Origin of the sequence: Streptomyces caeni, assembly GCF_042678285.1 — a bacterium.
Taxonomy (GTDB): Bacteria; Actinomycetota; Actinomycetes; order Streptomycetales; family Streptomycetaceae; genus Streptomyces; species Streptomyces caeni.
On record NZ_JBHUDX010000090.1, the window covers coordinates 54568 to 72679 of the forward strand.

General features: G+C 72.3%; 14 protein-coding genes. 11 read left to right on the top strand and 3 right to left on the bottom strand.

The window, feature by feature from the left end:
• Positions 1 to 187 precede the first annotated feature (187 nt).
• A complete protein-coding gene (locus tag ACFSL4_RS29925) occupies positions 188 to 817 on the top strand; it encodes a LuxR C-terminal-related transcriptional regulator (protein WP_381089688.1) in 630 nt (209 codons plus the stop codon).
• A gap of 277 nt (positions 818 to 1094) precedes the next feature.
• Here the strand turns inward: ACFSL4_RS29925 and ACFSL4_RS29930 are convergent, their stop codons facing one another.
• Positions 1095 to 1493 (bottom strand): hypothetical protein, encoded by a 399-nt coding sequence (locus tag ACFSL4_RS29930; protein ID WP_381089691.1) that lies wholly within the window; start codon positions 1491 to 1493, stop codon positions 1095 to 1097.
• A 358-nt stretch (positions 1494 to 1851) separates the two neighbouring features.
• Positions 1852 to 3591, bottom strand: coding sequence for a dolichyl-phosphate-mannose--protein mannosyltransferase (locus ACFSL4_RS29935; protein ID WP_381089694.1), 1740 nt, complete (start codon positions 3589 to 3591; stop codon positions 1852 to 1854).
• A 62-nt stretch (positions 3592 to 3653) separates the two neighbouring features.
• Between ACFSL4_RS29935 and rsmI the strand changes: the two genes are divergently transcribed.
• The 7 genes from rsmI (at position 3654) to ACFSL4_RS29970 (ending at position 11157) form a co-directional block, all read left to right on the top strand.
• Complete coding sequence (gene rsmI / locus ACFSL4_RS29940) at positions 3654 to 4517, top strand: 16S rRNA (cytidine(1402)-2'-O)-methyltransferase (RefSeq protein ID WP_381089697.1); 864 nt, start codon at positions 3654 to 3656, stop codon at positions 4515 to 4517.
• A 385-nt stretch (positions 4518 to 4902) separates the two neighbouring features.
• Positions 4903 to 5358, top strand: a complete 456-nt coding sequence (locus tag ACFSL4_RS29945) for a hypothetical protein (protein ID WP_381089700.1) — start codon at positions 4903 to 4905, stop codon at positions 5356 to 5358.
• Positions 5359 to 5417: 59 nt separating this feature from the next.
• Entirely contained in the window at positions 5418 to 6299 is an 882-nt protein-coding gene (locus tag ACFSL4_RS29950; protein WP_381089703.1) for a TatD family hydrolase, read from the top strand.
• 140 nt (positions 6300 to 6439) lie between these two features.
• Complete coding sequence (locus tag ACFSL4_RS29955) at positions 6440 to 7780, top strand: ubiquitin-like domain-containing protein (RefSeq protein WP_381089706.1); 1341 nt, start codon at positions 6440 to 6442, stop codon at positions 7778 to 7780.
• An 81-nt stretch (positions 7781 to 7861) separates the two neighbouring features.
• Entirely contained in the window at positions 7862 to 8839 is a 978-nt protein-coding gene (gene rsmA / locus ACFSL4_RS29960) for a 16S rRNA (adenine(1518)-N(6)/adenine(1519)-N(6))-dimethyltransferase RsmA (RefSeq protein ID WP_381089709.1), read from the top strand.
• Positions 8836 to 9729, top strand: a complete 894-nt coding sequence (locus ACFSL4_RS29965) for a 4-(cytidine 5'-diphospho)-2-C-methyl-D-erythritol kinase (protein WP_381089712.1) — start codon at positions 8836 to 8838, stop codon at positions 9727 to 9729. The genes rsmA and ACFSL4_RS29965 overlap by 4 nt, the downstream gene beginning before the upstream one ends.
• Before the next feature lie 99 nt (positions 9730 to 9828).
• Positions 9829 to 11157 (top strand): acyltransferase family protein, encoded by a 1329-nt coding sequence (locus ACFSL4_RS29970; RefSeq protein WP_381089715.1) that lies wholly within the window; start codon positions 9829 to 9831, stop codon positions 11155 to 11157.
• Between the two features lie 13 nt (positions 11158 to 11170).
• Here the strand turns inward: ACFSL4_RS29970 and ACFSL4_RS29975 are convergent, their stop codons facing one another.
• Positions 11171 to 11761: a Uma2 family endonuclease gene (locus tag ACFSL4_RS29975; RefSeq protein ID WP_381089810.1), complete on the bottom strand. Its 591-nt coding sequence runs from the start codon at positions 11759 to 11761 to the stop codon at positions 11171 to 11173.
• A 159-nt stretch (positions 11762 to 11920) separates the two neighbouring features.
• Here ACFSL4_RS29975 and ACFSL4_RS29980 point away from each other — a divergent pair, with 159 nt between their 5' ends.
• The 3 genes from ACFSL4_RS29980 (at position 11921) to ACFSL4_RS29990 (ending at position 18044) form a co-directional block, all read left to right on the top strand.
• A complete protein-coding gene (locus tag ACFSL4_RS29980; protein ID WP_381089718.1) occupies positions 11921 to 13729 on the top strand; it encodes an ABC-F family ATP-binding cassette domain-containing protein in 1809 nt (602 codons plus the stop codon).
• A gap of 258 nt (positions 13730 to 13987) precedes the next feature.
• Positions 13988 to 15790: an outer membrane protein assembly factor BamB family protein gene (locus ACFSL4_RS29985; RefSeq protein ID WP_381089721.1), complete on the top strand. Its 1803-nt coding sequence runs from the start codon at positions 13988 to 13990 to the stop codon at positions 15788 to 15790.
• A gap of 61 nt (positions 15791 to 15851) precedes the next feature.
• Positions 15852 to 18044, top strand: coding sequence for an outer membrane protein assembly factor BamB family protein (locus ACFSL4_RS29990; RefSeq protein ID WP_381089724.1), 2193 nt, complete (start codon positions 15852 to 15854; stop codon positions 18042 to 18044).
• Positions 18045 to 18112 lie beyond the last annotated feature (68 nt).

Here is an 18112-nt window from a genome sequence, read left to right on the forward strand (position 1 = left end):
GGCCCGAGAGGCGGTTGTGAGCCGTGTGACCGGATGTTGTCCGAAGAGCGACCTCCGATGGCGCCCGGACGGACCAGTCCGGCATGCCGACCGGTGCCGAGGTGGCGATCCTTGGGGTGAAGCGGTCGGGCCGGTTGCCCGTCACGGTGCCCGTCATGTGGCCGCTGCCCCTACCCACAGGACCTCGATGAGCCCGCATCCGACGCACGTAGCCATCGTCTCCGACTGCCCGCTTCTTCGGCACGGCCTCGCTCACGTGATCGACGGCGCTCCGGACCTGGAGAGAACGGCGCCCGTCGGGCGGGTCGGCGCGCGGCGCCACGAGGTGGGGGACGCGGACGTCGTCCTGCTCAATGTGCAGGCCCCGGTCAGCGAGACGTGCGACATCATCGCCCGGTTGCACGAGGAGGGGCACCGGGTCGTCGTGGTGTCGGGCTCCACCACGCAGAACGATCTCGTCCCGTCCATCGAGGCCGGTGCCCGGGGCTACCTGAGCCAGCGGACGGGCGAAGGCGAACTGCTGGCGGCGGTGCGTTCGGTCGCCTCCGGCCGGAGTTACTTCGCCACCGGTTTCATCGGTCACCGGGGCCGGCACAAGAATCCTCCCCGCATCACCGGCCGGGAAAGGCAGATTCTGGAGCTTGTCGCAAGTGGGGCCACCGACCGGGAAATCGCCTCGAAACTGAATATCAGCGAGCACACGGTGCATTCACATCTGGACCGGCTGGGCAGCAAGACCGGATTCCGCCGCAGGGCCGACCTCACGCGCCTGGCGCTCCAGCACGGCGTGGGCGGCGAGGTCGTGGACGACGGGTAATTCTTCCCACGCCGGTCGGTCGTTCTGCCTCTCGATCTTCGCGGGCTGTGGCGTGACGCTTGAGTCGCACTCCACTCCGTTCGAGAGGTGGGATGAAGAAGATGAACAAGAGGCTCTTCCGGAACATCGGCGTAGCGGTGACGGCCACCTCGTGCCTGGCAGTCGGCGCATGGGGTATATCCGCGGCGGACGCCGGTGCGTCATCGCGGGATTCGCGCCTCGCGCCCGGCGTCCTGCGGTGCTATCGGACGCACGCCAATCCGAACGTCATCATCTGCTACGAGGTCAGGCACAAGCGTGTGTACAGGGGCGGGCAGATCGTGTACGTGCCGCTGCTGGTCCGAGTTCCGACGCCTTCGAATCCCCCTCCTGCGGTCCTCGTGGTGACGCTGCCGCCGACCACTCCGCCGACGACCACGACGGAGCCGACGACGGAGCCGACGACGGAGCCGACCACGACGGAGCCGACGACGGAGCCGACGACGGAGCCGACGACGGAGCCGACGACGGAGCCGACGACGGAGCCGACGACGGAGCCGACCACGGAGCCGACCACGGAGCCGACGACAGAGCCGACGGAGCAGCCGGCCATGCCGACGGAGCAGCCGGCCATGCCGACGGAGCAGCCCGCCATGCCCACCGAGCAGCCGGCCATGCCGACGGAGCAGCCCGCCATGCCGACCGACGGCGGCACCTGAGGCGGGGAGCGGGAGACCCCCGCCCGGGCCCGCGGCTGGACGCCGCGCCCGGGTGGGGGCCGCGCCGGACGGCTGGTGCTCCGACAGCCGGCGTTCGCCCCGTCGCGACGCCCGGCACGCTTCCCTGGGCTCTTCGAGCAGGGGGCACCCCCACACACCGCACCGGCCGAAAGCCCGGGTACGTCCGGTACGAGGACTTCCGGCCGGCACGCCCAGAGAACGCTCCCCCACGCCCGGCTCCGCTCGACCGGGGGGGACCCCCACGACGCCGCTCCTTGACGGGCAGACGCCGCCTGCCGGGGCACTAGAAGGCTCATGAAGATCTTGGTGAGTCTTCTAGATCCAGGTGTCCAGCCACATCCGCGACCGCCACTGCTCGATCGGGATCGTCGTGCCCGTGTAGATCGGCCAGAAGTAGATGAAGTTCCAGGCGACCAGCAGGACCAGGACGCCCGCGCCCGCCGCTCCCACGACCCGGCGGCGTTCGGTCGATCCGGGCGGGCCCAGGATGCCGCCGATCATCATGGCGACCGCCAGGCACAGGAACGGGACGAAGACGACCGCGTAGAAGTAGAAGATCGTGCGCTCCTGGTACAGGAACCAGGGCAGATAGCCGGCCGCGATGCCGCAGGCGATCGCCCCGGCCCGCCAGTCGCGGCGCAGCGCCCACCGCCACAGGACGTACAGGATTGCGAAGCAGGCCGCCCACCACAGCAGCGGTGTGCCGATCGCGAGGACCTCGCGTGCGCACTTCTCGCCCGCGTCGGCGGGACAGCCTGCCTCGCCCGGGGACGGGGACTCGTAGAAGTACGAGACCGGGCGGCCCACCACGATCCAGCTCCACGGATTCGACTGGTACGTGTGCGGCGACGACAGGTGGACGTGGAACAGGTAGACCTCGTGCTCGTAGTGCCACAGGCTGCGCAGCCAGTCGGGCAGGAAGGTGAAGTGGCCGCCCTTGCCGTCGGTGGCCGCCCAGTTGCGGAAGTAGCCGCCGGAGCCGTCGGCGGGCGACAGGATCCAGCCGGTCCAGGAGGCGAGGTAGACGGCCAGCGCGACCGGGACCGTCGCCAGGAACGCCAGGCCGGTGTCGCGCTTGAGGACCGTCAGGTACGGGCGGCGGGCACCTGCGACCCGGCGCGCCCCCACGTCCCACAGGACCGCCATCACACTGAAGGCCGCCAGGATGTAGAGGCCGTTCCACTTGGTGCCGATCGCCAGGCCGAGCAGCAGGCCCGCCAGCCAGCGCCAGGGGCGGAGGCCGAAGCGGGTCGTCTCCGCCGTGTACGCGTCGGGGCGCACCCGGCCGTCCGCGTCCGCCGGCAGCGCCGCCGCCAGCCGTGCGCGCGCCCTGTCCCGGTCGACGAGCAGAGCGCCGAAGGCCGCCAGCACGAAGAACTCCAGGACGCCGTCGAGCAGCGAGGTGCGGCTCATCACGAACTGCAGGCCGTCCACCGCCAGCAGTGCGCCAGCCAGGCAGCCCAGGAAGGTCGAGCGGAACAGGCGGCGGCCGATGCGGCACAGCAGCAGCACCGCCAGCGTGCCCAGCAGGGCGGTCATGAAGCGCCAGCCGAACGGGTTGAACCCGAAGACCAGTTCGCCGAGCCCGATGACGTACTTGCCGACCGGCGGATGCACCACGTACGCGGCGTCCGTGGGGATCGCGACATGGCCGTGGTGCTGGAGGACCAGCTCGTTGGCGTTCTTCGCCCAGTTCGCCTCGTATCCGTTGTGGACGAGCGTCCAGGCGTCCTTGGCGTAGTACGTCTCGTCGAATATCACCGCCCGAGGGCTGCCCAGGTTCCAGAACCGCAGCAGCCCGGCCACGAGGGTCACGAGCAGCGGGCCGCCCCAGGCCGACCAGCGCGTGATGCGGTCGGTGACCTCCTTGCGCAGGCCGATCGCCGCCCACAGGCGTGGGCTGGGCTCGCTGAACGGCGGCACCAGCCGGTCGCGGACGTCGCCTCTTGAGCGCCCCGTGTATCCGAAGCGGCGCAGCCTCTGGTGCCAGGACGGCGGCTGGTCTTCGGTGGCCTGGCCCTGCCGGGTGTCCGTGGAGGACGCGGTACTGGTCACCGCGCCATCGTAGGGAACACGTCTGTGTGAGTCCCGTGCATGGCGCCTGGGAGGATGGAAACGTGACAGTAACGCCCGGAACCCTGGTCCTCGCCGGCACTCCCATCGGGGACATCGAGGACGCGCCGCCGCGGCTCGCGCAGGAGCTGGCCACCGCCGATGTGATCGCCGCCGAGGACACCCGCCGGCTGCGGCGGCTCACCCAGGCGCTGGGCGTGCAGCCGGCCGGGCGCGTCGTGTCGTACTTCGAGGGCAACGAGTCGGCCCGCACCCCCGAGCTGGTCGAGGCCCTGGCCGGGGGCGCCCGCGTGCTGCTCGTGACGGACGCGGGGATGCCGTCCGTGTCCGACCCCGGCTTCCGGCTGGTCGCCGCCGCCGTCGAGAAGGAGATCAGGGTCACCGCCGTGCCGGGGCCGTCCGCGGTGCTCACCGCGGTCGCGCTGTCGGGGCTGCCCGTCGACCGGTTCTGCTTCGAGGGGTTCCTGCCCCGCAAGGCGGGCGAGCGGCTGTCGCGGCTGCGCGAGGTCGGCGAGGAGCGGCGCACGATGGTCTTCTTCGAGGCGCCGCACCGGCTGGCGGCGTCCCTCGCCGCCATGTCCGAGGTGTTCGGCGCCACGCGCCGGGCCGCGGTCTGCCGCGAGCTGACCAAGACGTACGAGGAGGTCAGGCGTGGCCCCCTGGGCGAGCTGGCGGAGTGGGCCGCCGAGGGCGTGCGGGGCGAGATCACCGTCGTCGTGGAGGGGGTCGGGGAGAGGGCCGCAGGGGAGCCGGACGCGGCCGAGCTGGTGCGGCGGGTACGGGCGCGGGAGGAGGCCGGGGAGCGGCGCAAGGAGGCGATCGCGGCGGTGGCCGCGGAGGCGGGCCTGCCGAAGCGGGAGGTCTTCGACGCGGTCGTTGCCGCGAAGAACGCCGACGGGTCCGGGTGAGCGCCGCCCCGTCTCCGGCGGACGCTCCGCGACCCGCCCCGGCCCGGCGGCGGCCGCGGAACGGAACGGGGCGCGCCCCGGCGCCCGGACGGCTCGCAGGGGGCTCACACCCCCGCTGAGCAGGGTGCATCTCCCATGAGCGTGCGCCCCATGGGTGGGCAAAGGGATGCCGTGGAAGGCAAAGCCGCGCGCCGTGACCGGGACCCCTTGGGCAAGCGAAGTCCAAATCGCCTCCAACACTCGACAGGGCTTGCTGCGTTCGCGCTGGTGAAGGCGTCCACTGGGGGAGGGGACACACCCGTCCCCGCCCGCAGCGGGACCCGCGGGATTCAGGGGGATCCCCGCCCCGCGCGGGCGCTTGTCCGGAGGACAAGAGGAGAGCGGCATGAGTAGTGAGATCGCAGGGGGGACCGGCCGCGGCGCGGCACCCGGCCCCGACATCGCGCGGACCGGCCGGGGTGCGGCGACCGCCGTCGTGCACGAGTCCTATTCCTTCGCCTGCATGCGATGCGGGCACGGCTGGGAGCAGTCGTACGAGATAGAGCACCATCTGGACGGGGACGGCAACGAGTTCGTGATGTACGTGGCGGGCGGCCAGGTCGTGCCCTCGCCGCTGAGCCGGCCCACCTGCGGGAACTGCGACAGCCACATACTGCGCATCATGCGCCCCGGCCAGGTCTCCTCCGCGCAGAGCTCCCTGCACCGGCCGCGCCGCCGGGCGCCGCAGCCGGTCGCGGACGGCGCCGACGCGCCGCGGACGGAACCGGCAGAGCCCGGGGAGCACCAGCACTGGCACCTCTCGGACCTGCTGCACCCGTTCCACCACCGCAAGGCGGGGTGAGCGCTGGGGCCGGGCCGTCCCGGACCAGGCGCGGCCTACCCCTTTCGTAGGATCGGGGCATGCCTTCCCCAGAGTCCGGCAAGAACGCCCCGCCGCCCCTTCCCGAACCCCTCCGCGTGCCCGTCGCCGACTCGCACACCCACCTCGACATGCAGTCCGGGACGGTGGCGGAGGGCCTCGCCAAGGCCGCGTCGGTCGGCGTGACCACGGTCGTGCAGGTGGGCTGCGACGTGAAGGGCTCGCGCTGGGCCGCCGAGACGGCCGCCGCGTACGACGCCGTGCACGCCACGGTGGCGCTGCACCCCAACGAGGCGCCGCGCATCGTGCACGGGGACCCTGCCGGCTGGTCGCGGCAGGGCGCGCGGGAGCCGGGCGGGGACGCGGCCCTGGACGAGGCGCTCGCCGAGATCGACCGCCTCGCCGCCCTCCCGCACGTCAAGGGCGTCGGCGAGACCGGACTCGACTCCTTCCGCACGGGCCCCGAGGGCAAGGCCGCCCAGGAGTACTCCTTCCGCGCGCACATCGAGATCGCGAAGCGGCACGGCAAGGCGCTGGTCATCCACGACCGTGACGCCCACGCCGACGTGCTGCGCATCCTGCAGGAGGAGGGCGCGCCCGAGCGGACCGTCTTCCACTGCTTCTCGGGCGACACGGCGATGGCCGAGGTCTGCGCGCGCGCCGGGTACTTCATGTCGTTCGCGGGCAACGTGACCTTCAAGAACGCGCAGCCGCTGCGCGACGCGCTCGCCGTGGCGCCCCTCGGCCTCGTCCTCGTGGAGACCGACGCGCCCTTCCTGACCCCCGCTCCCTATCGCGGACGGCCGAACGCGCCGTACCTCGTTCCGGTAACGGTCCGCGCGATGGCGGCGGTGAAGGGCGTCGAGGAGGACGCGTTGGCGGCGGCCGTCGGGGCGAACACGGCACGCGTCTTCGATTACTGAGCCGCAACGATCCCCCGCCGGGGTCCCTGCCGCCGCACGGGGCCGTGTCGCGACACCGCGTAGCCGCGTTGCTTTGGAGAGTGACGGTCAGCCGCTAGGTTCTGGTCTCCCGTCTCGGACCCTCTCTGGAGTGTGGCGTCGTGAGCAACCGGCAGTACTCGCCGCACGGGGCGTCCGGCCCCGTCCCGCCGTACGAGGACCGCGAGCCGTACGGCCGGGCCTACCGGGACACCTACCGGCCCGCGTACGAGGTGCGGGCCCGCTCGGCGCGCGCCGCGCGGGCGACGGGCCCGCTCGTGGAGCGTGTGGGGCAGGAGGGCGGCGCCCCCCGCACCGGAGGGCGCGCCCAGGCCCGGCACGCGGCGCGGCGCGGGAAGGGCGGCGCCCGTCCGCCGTCCGTGCGCCGTCTCCTCCCCCAGGCACTGGTCGTGGCCTTTCTCGCGGGCGGCACCACCGCGTTCGTGGCCAAGGACAAGGCGGTCGAACTGACCGTCGACGGCAGGCCCCGCGCGCTGCACACCTTCGCCGACGACGTGCGCGAGCTGCTCGCCGAGGAGGGCGTGGCGGTGGGCGCGCACGACGTCGTCGCGCCCGCGCCCGGCACCCCGCTCATGAGCGGCGACGAGGTCGCCGTACGCTACGGACGCCCGGTGCAGCTCACCCTCGACGGGCAGCGGCGCCAGGTGTGGACGACCGCGCAGACGGTGGCCGGCGCGCTGCGGCAGCTCGGGGTGCGCGCGGAGGGCGCGTACGTGTCGGCCTCGCGCTCCCGGCGGATCGGCCGGGAGGGGCTCGTGCTGGACGTCCGCACCGAGCGCACGGTGACGGTCATGGCGGACGGGCGGGCCCGCACGATCCGCACCAACGCGGCCACCGTCCAGGAGGCCGTCGCGGAGGCCGGGGTCGCCCTGCGCGGGCAGGACGCGCTCTCGGTGGCACCGGGGAGCTTCCCGCGCGACGGGCAGACGGTGACCGTGCTGCGGATCACCGGCTCCAAGGAGTACCGCGAGGAGCCCATCCCGTTCCATGTGCGCCGCAGGAAAGACCCGACCCTGTTCCGGGGCACGGAGGTGGTGGCCCGGGCCGGGCAGCCGGGCACCCGCCGCATCACGTACTCCCTGCGCACCGTCAACGGCGTCAAGCAGAAGCCCCGGCGGATCGGGGCGGAGGTGGTGCGGGAGCCACGGACCCAGCTGATGCGGGTGGGCACCAAGCCGCACCCGGACTCGGTGCGGGGCGCGGAGCACCTGAACTGGGAGGCGCTCGCAGCCTGCGAGTCCGGGGGCCGGCCGCACGCGGTGGACGCGTCCGGCACCTACGGGGGCCTCTACCAGTTCGACCGGCACACCTGGCACAGGCTGGGCGGGTCCGGACGGCCGCAGGACGCTCCGGCCACGGAGCAGACGTACCGCGCGAAGAAGCTGTACGTGCGCCAGGGGGCCAGCCCCTGGCCGCACTGCGGGTCGCGGCTGTACCGGTGACCGGCGCCGGGCGCCCGGGCAGGCCCTGAGGCTGGCCCCATGCCTGCGCGACCGTCCCGCGCCGCCCCGTACCCTTGGTCCGTGAGCAGCCCCACCTCCGACGCCCTCCTGGGGCCCGCCGACGTCCGTGAACTCGCGGCGGCCCTCGGCGTACGCCCCACCAAGCAGCGCGGCCAGAACTTCGTCATCGACGCCAACACCGTGCGGCGCATCGTGCGCACCGCCGAGGTGCGCCCCGACGACGTGGTGGTGGAGGTGGGCCCCGGGCTCGGGTCGCTGACGCTGGCGCTGCTGGAGGTCGCCGAGCGCGTCACCGCCGTCGAGATCGACGACGTCCTGGCGGCGGCGCTGCCCGCGACCATCGCCGCGCGGATGCCCGAGCGCGCCGAGCGGTTCGCGCTGGTGCACTCCGACGCCCTGCACGTGCGCGAGCTGCCGGGCCCCGCTCCCACCGCGCTCGTCGCGAACCTGCCGTACAACGTCGCCGTGCCCGTCCTGCTGCACATGCTCGACACCTTCCCGAGCATCGAGCGGACGCTGGTGATGGTGCAGTCCGAGGTCGCCGACCGGCTCGCCGCCGCACCCGGGTCGAGGGTGTACGGGGTGCCGTCCGTAAAGGCCAACTGGTACGCGGACGTCAAGCGCGCCGGAGCCATCGGGCGCACTGTCTTCTGGCCCGCGCCCAACGTCGACAGCGGGCTGGTCTCGCTGGTCCGGCGGGCCGAGCCGGTCAGGACCACCGCCTCGAAGAAGGAGGTGTTCGCCGTCGTGGACGCGGCCTTCGCGCAGCGGCGCAAGACGCTGCGGGCCGCGCTCGCCGGGTGGGCCGGCTCGGCCGCCGCGGCCGAGGCCGCGATCGTCGCCGCCGGCCTCTCGCCGCAGGCGCGCGGTGAGTCCCTGACGGTCGAGGAGTTCGCCCGCATCGCAGAGAACCGCATCGCAGAGAACCGTGTGGCAGAGAACCGTGTGGCAGAGCACCGCGCGGCGGAAAACCGCACGGCGGACGACCGCACGGCGGACGACCGCATCGCGAAGGACAAGGAGTCGGACCGGCAGTGAGCGTGACCGTACGCGTCCCGGCCAAGGTCAATGTGCAGCTCGCGGTGGGCGGCGCCCGCCCCGACGGCTACCACGACCTGGCGAACGTCTTCCTCGCCGTCGGCCTCTACGACGAGATCACCGTGACCCCGGCCGGCGAACTGCGCGTCACCTGCTCGGGGCCGGACGCCGCGCAGGTGCCGCTCGACCGGACGAACCTGGCGGCGCGGGCGGCGCTGACGCTCGCCGGACGCCGCGGGCTCGACGCGGCCGTGCACATCCACATCGCCAAGGACATCCCCGTCGCCGGCGGCATGGCCGGCGGCAGCGCGGACGGCGCGGGCGCGCTGGTGGCGTGCGACAGGTTGTGGGGCACGCGAGCCTCCCGCGAGGAACTGCTCGACATCTGCGCCGAGTTGGGCAGTGATGTGCCGTTCAGTCTGGTGGGTGGGGCGGCGCTGGGCACCGGGCGGGGCGAGCGCCTTGAGACGCTGGAGGTCGGCGGGAGCTTCCACTGGGTGTTCGCGATGGCCGGGCGGGGGCTTTCGACCCCGGCGGTGTTCCGGGAGTTCGACCGGCTGGCCGAGGGCCTGCCGGTCCCCGGGCCGGTGGCCTCGCAGGACCTGCTCGACGCGCTGGCCAAGGGGGACGCCGCGGCGCTCGCGGCGGCGGTCTCCAACGACCTGCAGCCGGCGGCGCTGTCGCTGTTCCCGGAGTTGGCGGGCACGCTGGCCGCGGGGCGCTCGGCGGGCGCGCTCGCGGCGCTGGTGTCCGGGTCGGGGCCCACGACGGCGTTCCTCGCGTCGGACGCGGCCGCCGCCGAGCGGATCGCCGGCTCCCTGGCGGCGTCGGGCACCTGCCGGACCGCGCGCGTGGCACCGTCCCCGGCACCGGGGGCCACCGTCCTCTGAGCCCGCCGGTCCCGCACAGGGTTTGAGGGAAACGTACTCAGGAGCGATGTGAGTACGAGTGCGCTGACGCCTCCCGTGCGTCCGCGCGACCGTACCCCCATGAGACCCAGCGACCTTGCCGCCGCCACCCCCGCGTCCCGCGACCGTTTTGTCGATCTTCTGCGGGTCGCCTCCCTCGGTACCGTCGTGCTCGGGCACTGGCTGATGGCGGCCGTGTCCGTGGGCGCCGACGGGCATGCCCGGGTGGGGAACCTGCTCGCCCTGCAGCCCCGGCTCCAGCTGCTGACCTGGGTGTTCCAGGTCATGCCGGTGTTCTTCTTCGTCGGCGGCTTCTCCCACGCCTTCTCGGCGCGCTCGCTCGGCCGCCGGACCGAGCGGCCCTACGCGGTCTTCCTGCGCGCCCGGCTGCAGCGGCTGCTGCGGCCGACCGTCGTCTTCATCGCTGTGTGGGGTGTCGTGGCGCTCGTCCTCCAACTGAGCGGGCACGGCGGCGGGTTGCTCGACATCAGCCTGCGGCTGGTCGCGCAGCCGCTGTGGTTCGTGGGGATCTATCTCGCGATGGTCGCCTGCACGCCGCCGCTGCTGAGGCTGCATGAGCGATGGGGGTGGGGCGCGCTCGGAATGCTGCTCGCCGCGGTCGCGGCCGTCGACCTGCTCCGCTTCGGCCTGGGCGTGCCCTATGCGGAGTTCCTGAACTTCGCCTTCGTCTGGCTCGCCATCCACCAGCTGGGGTTCCTGCGGGCGGACGGGAGGCTGAGCCGGCCGTACCTCCTGGCCGGGGCCGGGCTCGCGGGTGCCGCGCTGCTGGTGGCCTGCGGGCCGTACCCGCTGTCGATGGTCGGGATGCCCGGGGAGAAGGTCTCCAACATGGCGCCGCCCACGCTCGCGCTGCTGTGCCACGGGCTGTGGCTCGTCGGGGCGGTGGAACTGCTGCGCGCCCCCGCCGCGCGGTGGCTGCGGCGGCCACGCGTGTGGCGCACGGTCGTGGCCGTCAACGGCGTCTCCATGACGGCGTTCCTGTGGCACCTCACGGCGATGCTCGGCGTCTACGGCGTGCTGTTCGCCGCGGGCGCCCGGCTGCCGGAGCCCGGTTCGGGTGCGTGGTGGATACAGGTACCATTGCGGATCACGGCCGCTGCGACGCTCACCGGGGTCCTGGTGGCCGTCTTCCGGAGCGCCGAAAAACCCTCGGGAGCACGGGAGTCGAGTGCGCCGCGCGCCTGGGCGGGACCCGCTTCCGCGCTCGGCGTCACCCTGTGCCTCTTCGGGGTGCTCGGCCTGTCGATGGTCGGCTTCGGGGGACTCCTGGAGGGCCGCTCGGCACTGCTGATAGCGGTCCGGGTCACCGCGCCCGCGGCCGTGCTGATGACGCTCGCGGGCTGGCTGCTGGTGGAGCGGGCGGGACGGGGGCGGGGCGCGGCCGGGTGACGGCGACCGGGGCTCAGAGTTCGTCGATGGCGGTCAGGTCGATGTCGATGGGGTAAGGCACGTCGACCTTGATGTGGTCGTGATAGATGCCGGTCAGGGCGTAGGTGCCGGTGGTCTCACCCAGTTCGTGGACCTGAACGGCCGGATGGCCGCCCGAGTTCGCCATCTCGACCAGCCAGAAGTGGCGGATACCGGCCGCGGCGTACTTGTGCGGCTTGGTGAAGCGGTCCCGCGACTCGGACTCGGGAGAGACGACTTCGACGGCCAGCACGACGTCCTCGGCCTCGAAGTGCGTCTGCAGGGGCCCCTTCCTGGCGCGGGCCTTCACGACGGAGATGTCCGGTTCGGGTCCATTGCGCCGGTCCAGTACCACCGTCATCTCGCGAGCGACCTTGAGGTCGGGCGGCAAGGTGCGGCGCAAGCCGCTCACCAGCAGGTCGATCGCGGCGAAGTGGAAACAGCGCTGCGGGCTCACGAAGACCAGACTCCCGTCGATCAACTCGGTGTGCGGCGGGAGATCCGGAAGCGCGAACAGGTCGTCCACGGTGTAACCGTCCATCGGCGGCATCGGCCAGCGAGACTGCTCGGTGGACTCGGCGATCATGGTTCCTCCCATGGGCGGGATCCTTGCGGCCTGATTCCCACCGTAGCCGCCGATCAGCCATCACGTCACCACAAAGAGTGACGATCACCTCGCCGCCCGCATCCCCTCCCGGAGGCCCTACGCTTGAAGGCTGATCCGATCCCCGTGCGCAGGAGTGAAATGGCCGTCAACCTGGTCAATGTCGAGAACGTCAGCAAGGTGTACGGCACCCGTGCCCTGCTCGACGGCGTCTCGCTCGGCGTGTCCGAAGGGGACAGGATCGGGGTCGTCGGACGCAACGGCGACGGCAAGACCACCCTGATCCGGATGCTCGCCAAGCTGGAGGGGGCCGACTCCGGCCGCGTCACCCACTCCGGCGGGCTGCGCCTGGGCGTGCTCACCCAGCACGACTCCCTCGACTCGTCCGCCACCGTCCGCCACGAGGTCATCCGGGACATGGCCGACCACGAGTGGGCGGGCAACGCCAAGATCAGGGACGTGCTCACCGGGCTGTTCGGCGGGCTCGACATGCCCGGGTTCCCGCAGGGGCTCGACACCGTCATCGGCCCGCTGTCCGGTGGCGAGCGGCGCCGTATCGCGCTGGCCAAGCTGCTCATCGCCGAGCAGGACCTGATCGTCCTCGACGAGCCCACCAACCACCTCGACGTCGAGGGCATCGCCTGGCTCGCCGGGCACCTGCGCGAGCGCCGCTCCGCGCTCGTGTGCGTCACCCACGACCGGTGGTTCCTGGACCAGGTGTGCACCCGGATGTGGGATGTGCAGCGGGGCACGGTCCACGAGTACGACGGCGGTTACTCCGACTACGTCTTCGCCCGCGCCGAACGCGAGCGCATCGCCGCCACCGAGGAGGTCAAGCGGCAGAACCTGGTCAGGAAGGAGCTGGCCTGGCTGCGGCGCGGCGCGCCCGCCCGCACCTCCAAGCCCCGCTTCCGCGTCGAGGCCGCCAACGAGCTGATCCAGGACGTGCCGCCGCCCCGGGACCGCAGCGAGCTGATGAGGTTCGCGTCGTCGCGGCTCGGGAAGACGGTGTTCGACCTTGAGGACGTCACCGTGCAGGCGGGCCCCAAGGTGCTGCTCCAGCACGTCACCTGGCAGCTCGGCCCCGGCGACCGCGTCGGCCTCGTCGGGGTCAACGGCGCCGGCAAGACCTCGCTGCTGCGCGCCATGGCCGACGCCGCGCGCAGCGAGGGCGAGCGGCAGCCGGTCGGCGGCCGGATCGCAGTCGGCAAGACCGTCAGGCTCGCCTACCTCTCGCAGGAGGTCGCGGAACTCGACCCCGCGTGGCGGGTCCTGGAGGCCGTGCAGCGGGTCCGCGACCGCGTCGACCTCGGCAAGGGGCGCGAGATGACCGCCGGCCAGCTGTGCGAGACCTTCGGCTTCGGCAAGGAGAAGCAGTGGACCCCGGTGGGGGACCTGTCCGGCGGTGAGCGCCGACGCCTGCAGCTCCTGCGCCTCCTGATGGACGAGCCCAACGTCCTCTTCCTCGACGAGCCCACCAACGACCTCGACATCGAGACCCTCACCCAGCTAGAGGACCTCCTCGACGGCTGGCCCGGCTCCATGGTCGTGATCTCGCACGACAGGTTCTTCGTCGAGCGGACCACGGACACGGTGTACGCCCTCCTCGGCGACGCCACGCTGCGCATGCTGCCCCGCGGTATCGACGAGTACCTGGAGCGGCGCCACCGCATGGAGGAGGCCGCCGCCGCCGCGGCCGCGGCCCCCGCACCCGCGGCCGGCAAGCCCGCGGCGTCCGCCGCCGACGCCCGCGCCGCCAAGAAGGAACTCCAGCGGATCGAGCGGCAGTTGGACAAGCTCTCCGAGCGGGAGACCAGGCTGCACGAGCAAATCGCCGAGAACGCGACGGACTTCGAGAAGGTCGCCGTACTGGACGCGGAACTGCGTGAACTGATCGGCGAGCGCGAGGAGTTGGAGCTGCGCTGGCTTGAACTCGCCGACGAGGCCTAGGGATTCGGTTGCGCGGCGCGCACGCCGCGTGAAGGGCGCGTGCAGGTTCTCTGGGGGGATGCCCCCAGAGAACCTGCACGCGTAACGAGGGCATCACGGGCCGGTCCTCCCTTGGGAACAGGGGCAGTACAGGCCCCGTTTTCGAGGGCTTCGCAGTGGTAGAAAGGGCCGTCTGAGAACACCCTGAGCACCACCGGCGTGGCGGATTTCGAGGACCACGGGCGGGGGACACATCAGTCAAGAGGGGGGAACGCGCTGATGACTCAGTCGCCCGACCAGCCGCCGCAGGGCGGCTTCGGAGCGCCGCAGGATCCGCCGCAGGGCGGCTTCGGTGCTCCGCAGGATCCACGGCAGGCCGCACCGCCGTCTCCGCCGCCCCCGTCCACGCAGCCTCCGCCGCCCACCCAGCCCCCGGGGCCGCCGCAGCCGGGGTACGGCTATCCGCAGCAGCCCTCCGGCCCGTACGCCCAGCCCGGCCCGTACGCCCAGCCCGGCCCGTACGCCCAGCCCGGCCCGTACGCTCAGCAGCCCGGCCCCTACGCCATGCCCCAGCCCGGCTACGGCTACCCGCAGCAGTCGTCCCCGTATCCCGGCGCCCCCACCCCGCCGCCCGGCGGCGGCTCCAGGAACCCCTTCAAGGGCAAGCCCGCGCTGGCCGTGGGCGCCGCGGTCGCCGCGCTGGTCGTCATAGGCGGCACCGTGTACGCGGTCACCGGCGGCGGCGGCGGGGGCGGGGACGAGAAGCCCGTCGCCGACAAGAGCCACAGCTCCCAGCCGTCCTCGACGGCGTCGTCCCCGGTGGACCCGGGCGACGGCAGCGGCAACGGCGGCGAGGACCCGCAGAACCTCAACGAGGGCCGCAAGGCCGGTGAGGCGAAGGTCCTGTGGTACAAGGAGGCGCCCGACGCGCCCGGTTCCGGCGCCGACGCCCCCAGCATGTGGATCACCGGCAAGGCGGCGGTGAAGGCCGCCTACAAGCAGGTCTTCGCCTACAACGTCGGCAACGGCAAACCCACCTGGGACCCGATCACCTTCCCGCAGAAGATCTGCGCGGTCACCCCGCAGAAGACGGCCGACGACAAGGTCGTCGTCGCCTATATGAGCGGCATCAGCGACAACGCCAAGTGCAACCAGCTCCAGCAGATCGACCTCGGCACCGGCAAGAAGGGCTGGAGCGCGCAGGTCGCCGAGGGCGACCTGTTCGACAGCACGCTCACCGTCGACCTCACCATCACCGGGAAGACGCTGATGGTCGGCCGCTCGCAGTCCGGCACCGCCTACGACGTCGCCACCGGCAAGAAGCTGTGGGACAAGCAGCGGTACGGCTCGGCGTGCTTCCCGACCGCGTTCGCGGGCGGCGCCCGGATCATCTCCGTCGCGTCCTGCGGCGCCGGCGGGTCGAACACCCACGACGAGGTGCAGGAACTGGACCCCGCGACCGGCAAGGCCAAGTGGACCAGGAAGATACCCAAGGGCTGGACCGTCGCACGCACTTACTCCGTCGACCCCGTCGTCCTGTACCTCACCAACGAGGACAAGAAGCAGTGGAACGTCTCCACGCTGAAGAACGACGGCTCGCTGCGCTCCCAGGTCGACGTCGACGAGTCCTTCGCGCCCGAGTGCGGCTGGGCCATCCTCGACCGCGATCTGCAGGGCTGCACGGGTGCGGTGGCCGACGCCGCCACCCTGTACCTGCCGACCGAGGCGAAGACCGGCCCGAACGAGATCGTCGCGATCAGCCTCGACACCGGCAAGGAGAAGTGGCGGGTGAAGTCCCCGGCGGACGAGTCGATGCTGCCGCTGAAGACGGACGGCACAAACCTGATCGCCTATGTCGAGCCGTCGTACGACGCGGGCGGCCAGATCGTCTCCATCGCCACGGGCGGCACCGCCCACACCACGACCAGGCTGCTGCAGAACCCCTCGGGCGCCGCGCAGATCGAGAGCAGCTTCTTCTCCAAGGCCATCGACTACGTGGACGGGCGTTTCTACATCTCCACGACCCGGCTGTCGGGCCGCACCCAGTCGAAGGAGAAGCTGATGCTGGCCTACGGCAAGTGACCCGGCCGCCGACTCCCGTGTTCCCGCCCGCCATCCTTCCGTCCTTCGAGGTAGTCACGTCATGAGCCAGCCGCCCCCGCCCCCCAACCAGCCGCCGGGCGGCTTCGGCGCCCCGCAGGACCCGTCTCCCGGAGGCTTCGGCGCCCCGCAGGACCCGTCTCCCGGTGGGTTCGGCGCCCCGCAGGACCCGTCTCCCGGTGGGTTCGGCGCCCCGCAGGACCCGCCTTCCGGTGGGTTCGGCGCCCCGCAGGACCCGCCTTCCGGTGGGTTCGGCGCCCCGCAGGACCCGCCTTCCGGTGGGTTCGGCGCCCCGCAGGACCCGCCTCCCGGAGGCTTCGGCGCCCCGCAGGACCCGCCTTCAGGTGGGTTCGGCGCCCCGCAGGACCCGCCTTCAGGTGGGTTCGGCGCCCCGCAGGACCCGCCTTCCGGTGGGTTCGGCGCCCCGCAGGACCCGTCTCCCGGTGGGTTCGGCGCCCCGCAGGACCCGCCTTCCGGTGGGTTCGGCGCCCCGCAGGACCCGCCTTCCGGTGGGTTCGGCGCCCCGCAGGACCCGCCTTCAGGTGGGTTCGGCGCGCCCCAGACGCCGCCCCCGCCCCCGCCGACGCCTCCCCAGACGCCCCCGCCACCCGCGCAGGGCCCGGGGTACGGCTACCCGCAGCCGCAGACCCCGCCCCCCGCAGCGCCACAGCAGCCGTACGGCTACCCGCAGCAGCCGCAGCAGCCCGGTTACGGCCAGCCCGGTTACGGCTATCCGCAGGGACCGACGCTCCCCATGCAGCCGCAGGCCGCGCAGGGCGGGCGCAAGGGGCCCGGCGCCCAGGTGTGGATCATCGTCGCGGCGGTGGCGGCCATCGCGCTGATCGTCGGCGGCGGTGTCTGGTACGCCAACAGCTCGTCCGGCAAGGGCGAGGACAAGCACTCCGCCTCCGGCACGAGCGGCGGCAACGGCTCCAAGGGCGGCTCCGGGGGCTCCGGCGGTACCGGTGGCTCCGGCGGTGCCAAGGAGAAGGTCCCGTCCGACCCCAGCGGCAAGGTCCTCTTCCAGCTGCCCGCGCCGACGATCACGGACAAGCAGGAGATCGACAGCGTCGCCGGCTCCTGGCTCACCGATTCCGTCTACGCGAAGGCCGGCATCGGCAAGATCGTCGGCTACGACCCGGACACCGGCGCGACGAAGTGGACGCTGCCGCTGAACGGGCAGACGTGCGCGGCCTCACCGGAGATCACCTCCTCCGGCATCGCCGCCGTGGTCAGCGAGTCCGGCACACGGTCGGGCGCGAGCGACCGCAAGCCGTGCAGCGACATCACCGCGTTCGACGTCGCCACCGGCAAGAAGCTGTGGACCAAGTCGGTCTCCAACGGCAGTAGCCCGATCGCGTTCGACGAGGTCTCGATCAGCGGCAGCACGGTCGCGGTCGGCGGTGGCTACGACGGCGGCGCCGCCTTCGACGTGACCACCGGCAAGGTCCTGTGGCAGCCCAAGGTCGGCGCGTGCGAGGACGTCGGCTACGCGGGCGGCGAGCAGTTGGTCGCCGTGCGCAAGTGCGGCGACTACGGCAACGAGACCTACGAGGTGCAGCTGCTCGACCGGAAGAGCGGCGCCGTCAAGTGGACGTACAAGCTCCCCAGCGGCATCGACAACGCCAAGGTCATCTCCACCAAGCCGGTCGTCTTCGGCGTCGACTCGGGCGAGGTCACCGCCTCCGGTGTCACGGACGTCTTCTCGCTGGACGACAGCGGCAAGCTGCGTACGAAGATCACGCTGGCGGACGGCCAGTACGAGCACGACTGCGGCGTCAACAAGGTCCATGACTGCCATGCGATCGCGGTCGGCAACGACAAGCTGTACGTCCCGACCAAGCAGCACGACGGATCGGCCGACTACAGCCGGACCAACGAGATCATCGCGTTCTCGCTGGCCAGCGGGAAGACCACCGGTGACAAGATCGACGCCGGCGACGGATACGAGATATTCCCGATCCGGATGGACGGCGGGAACATCCTGGCCTACAAGGACGGCCCGTACGACAAGGGCTCACAGGTCGTCTCGGTCGACGGCACGACGCTGAAGCAGACGAAGCTGCTGGAGACCCCGGCCTCGCAGACCGTGCTCAGCGCCATCAGCAGCATGGTCCCGAAGTCGTCCGAACTGCTCTACACCGACGGGCGGCTGTTCTTCGGCAAGGATCTGGTCAGCAAACCGTATTCGGCGAACGAGAAGCGGTACACGGCGCTCGGCTTCGGCGCGAAGTAGCGCGCGGGGCGCGCACACGAAGGTCCCGCTCCAGTTCAGGGGCGGGGCCTTTCGCGTATTCCTCATCA

Coding starts and splice junctions, on each gene's coding strand:
- ACFSL4_RS29925 (WP_381089688.1), top strand. CDS start 188: ATGAGCCCGCATCCGACGCACGTAGCCATCGTCTCCGACTGCCCGCTT.
- ACFSL4_RS29930 (WP_381089691.1), bottom strand. CDS start 1,493: ATGGCGGGCTGCTCCGTCGGCATGGCCGGCTGCTCGGTGGGCATGGCG.
- ACFSL4_RS29945 (WP_381089700.1), top strand. CDS start 4,903: ATGAGTAGTGAGATCGCAGGGGGGACCGGCCGCGGCGCGGCACCCGGC.
- ACFSL4_RS29950 (WP_381089703.1), top strand. CDS start 5,418: ATGCCTTCCCCAGAGTCCGGCAAGAACGCCCCGCCGCCCCTTCCCGAA.
- ACFSL4_RS29970 (WP_381089715.1), top strand. CDS start 9,829: ATGAGACCCAGCGACCTTGCCGCCGCCACCCCCGCGTCCCGCGACCGT.
- ACFSL4_RS29975 (WP_381089810.1), bottom strand. CDS start 11,761: ATGATCGCCGAGTCCACCGAGCAGTCTCGCTGGCCGATGCCGCCGATG.
- ACFSL4_RS29980 (WP_381089718.1), top strand. CDS start 11,921: ATGGCCGTCAACCTGGTCAATGTCGAGAACGTCAGCAAGGTGTACGGC.
- ACFSL4_RS29985 (WP_381089721.1), top strand. CDS start 13,988: ATGACTCAGTCGCCCGACCAGCCGCCGCAGGGCGGCTTCGGAGCGCCG.
- ACFSL4_RS29990 (WP_381089724.1), top strand. CDS start 15,852: ATGAGCCAGCCGCCCCCGCCCCCCAACCAGCCGCCGGGCGGCTTCGGC.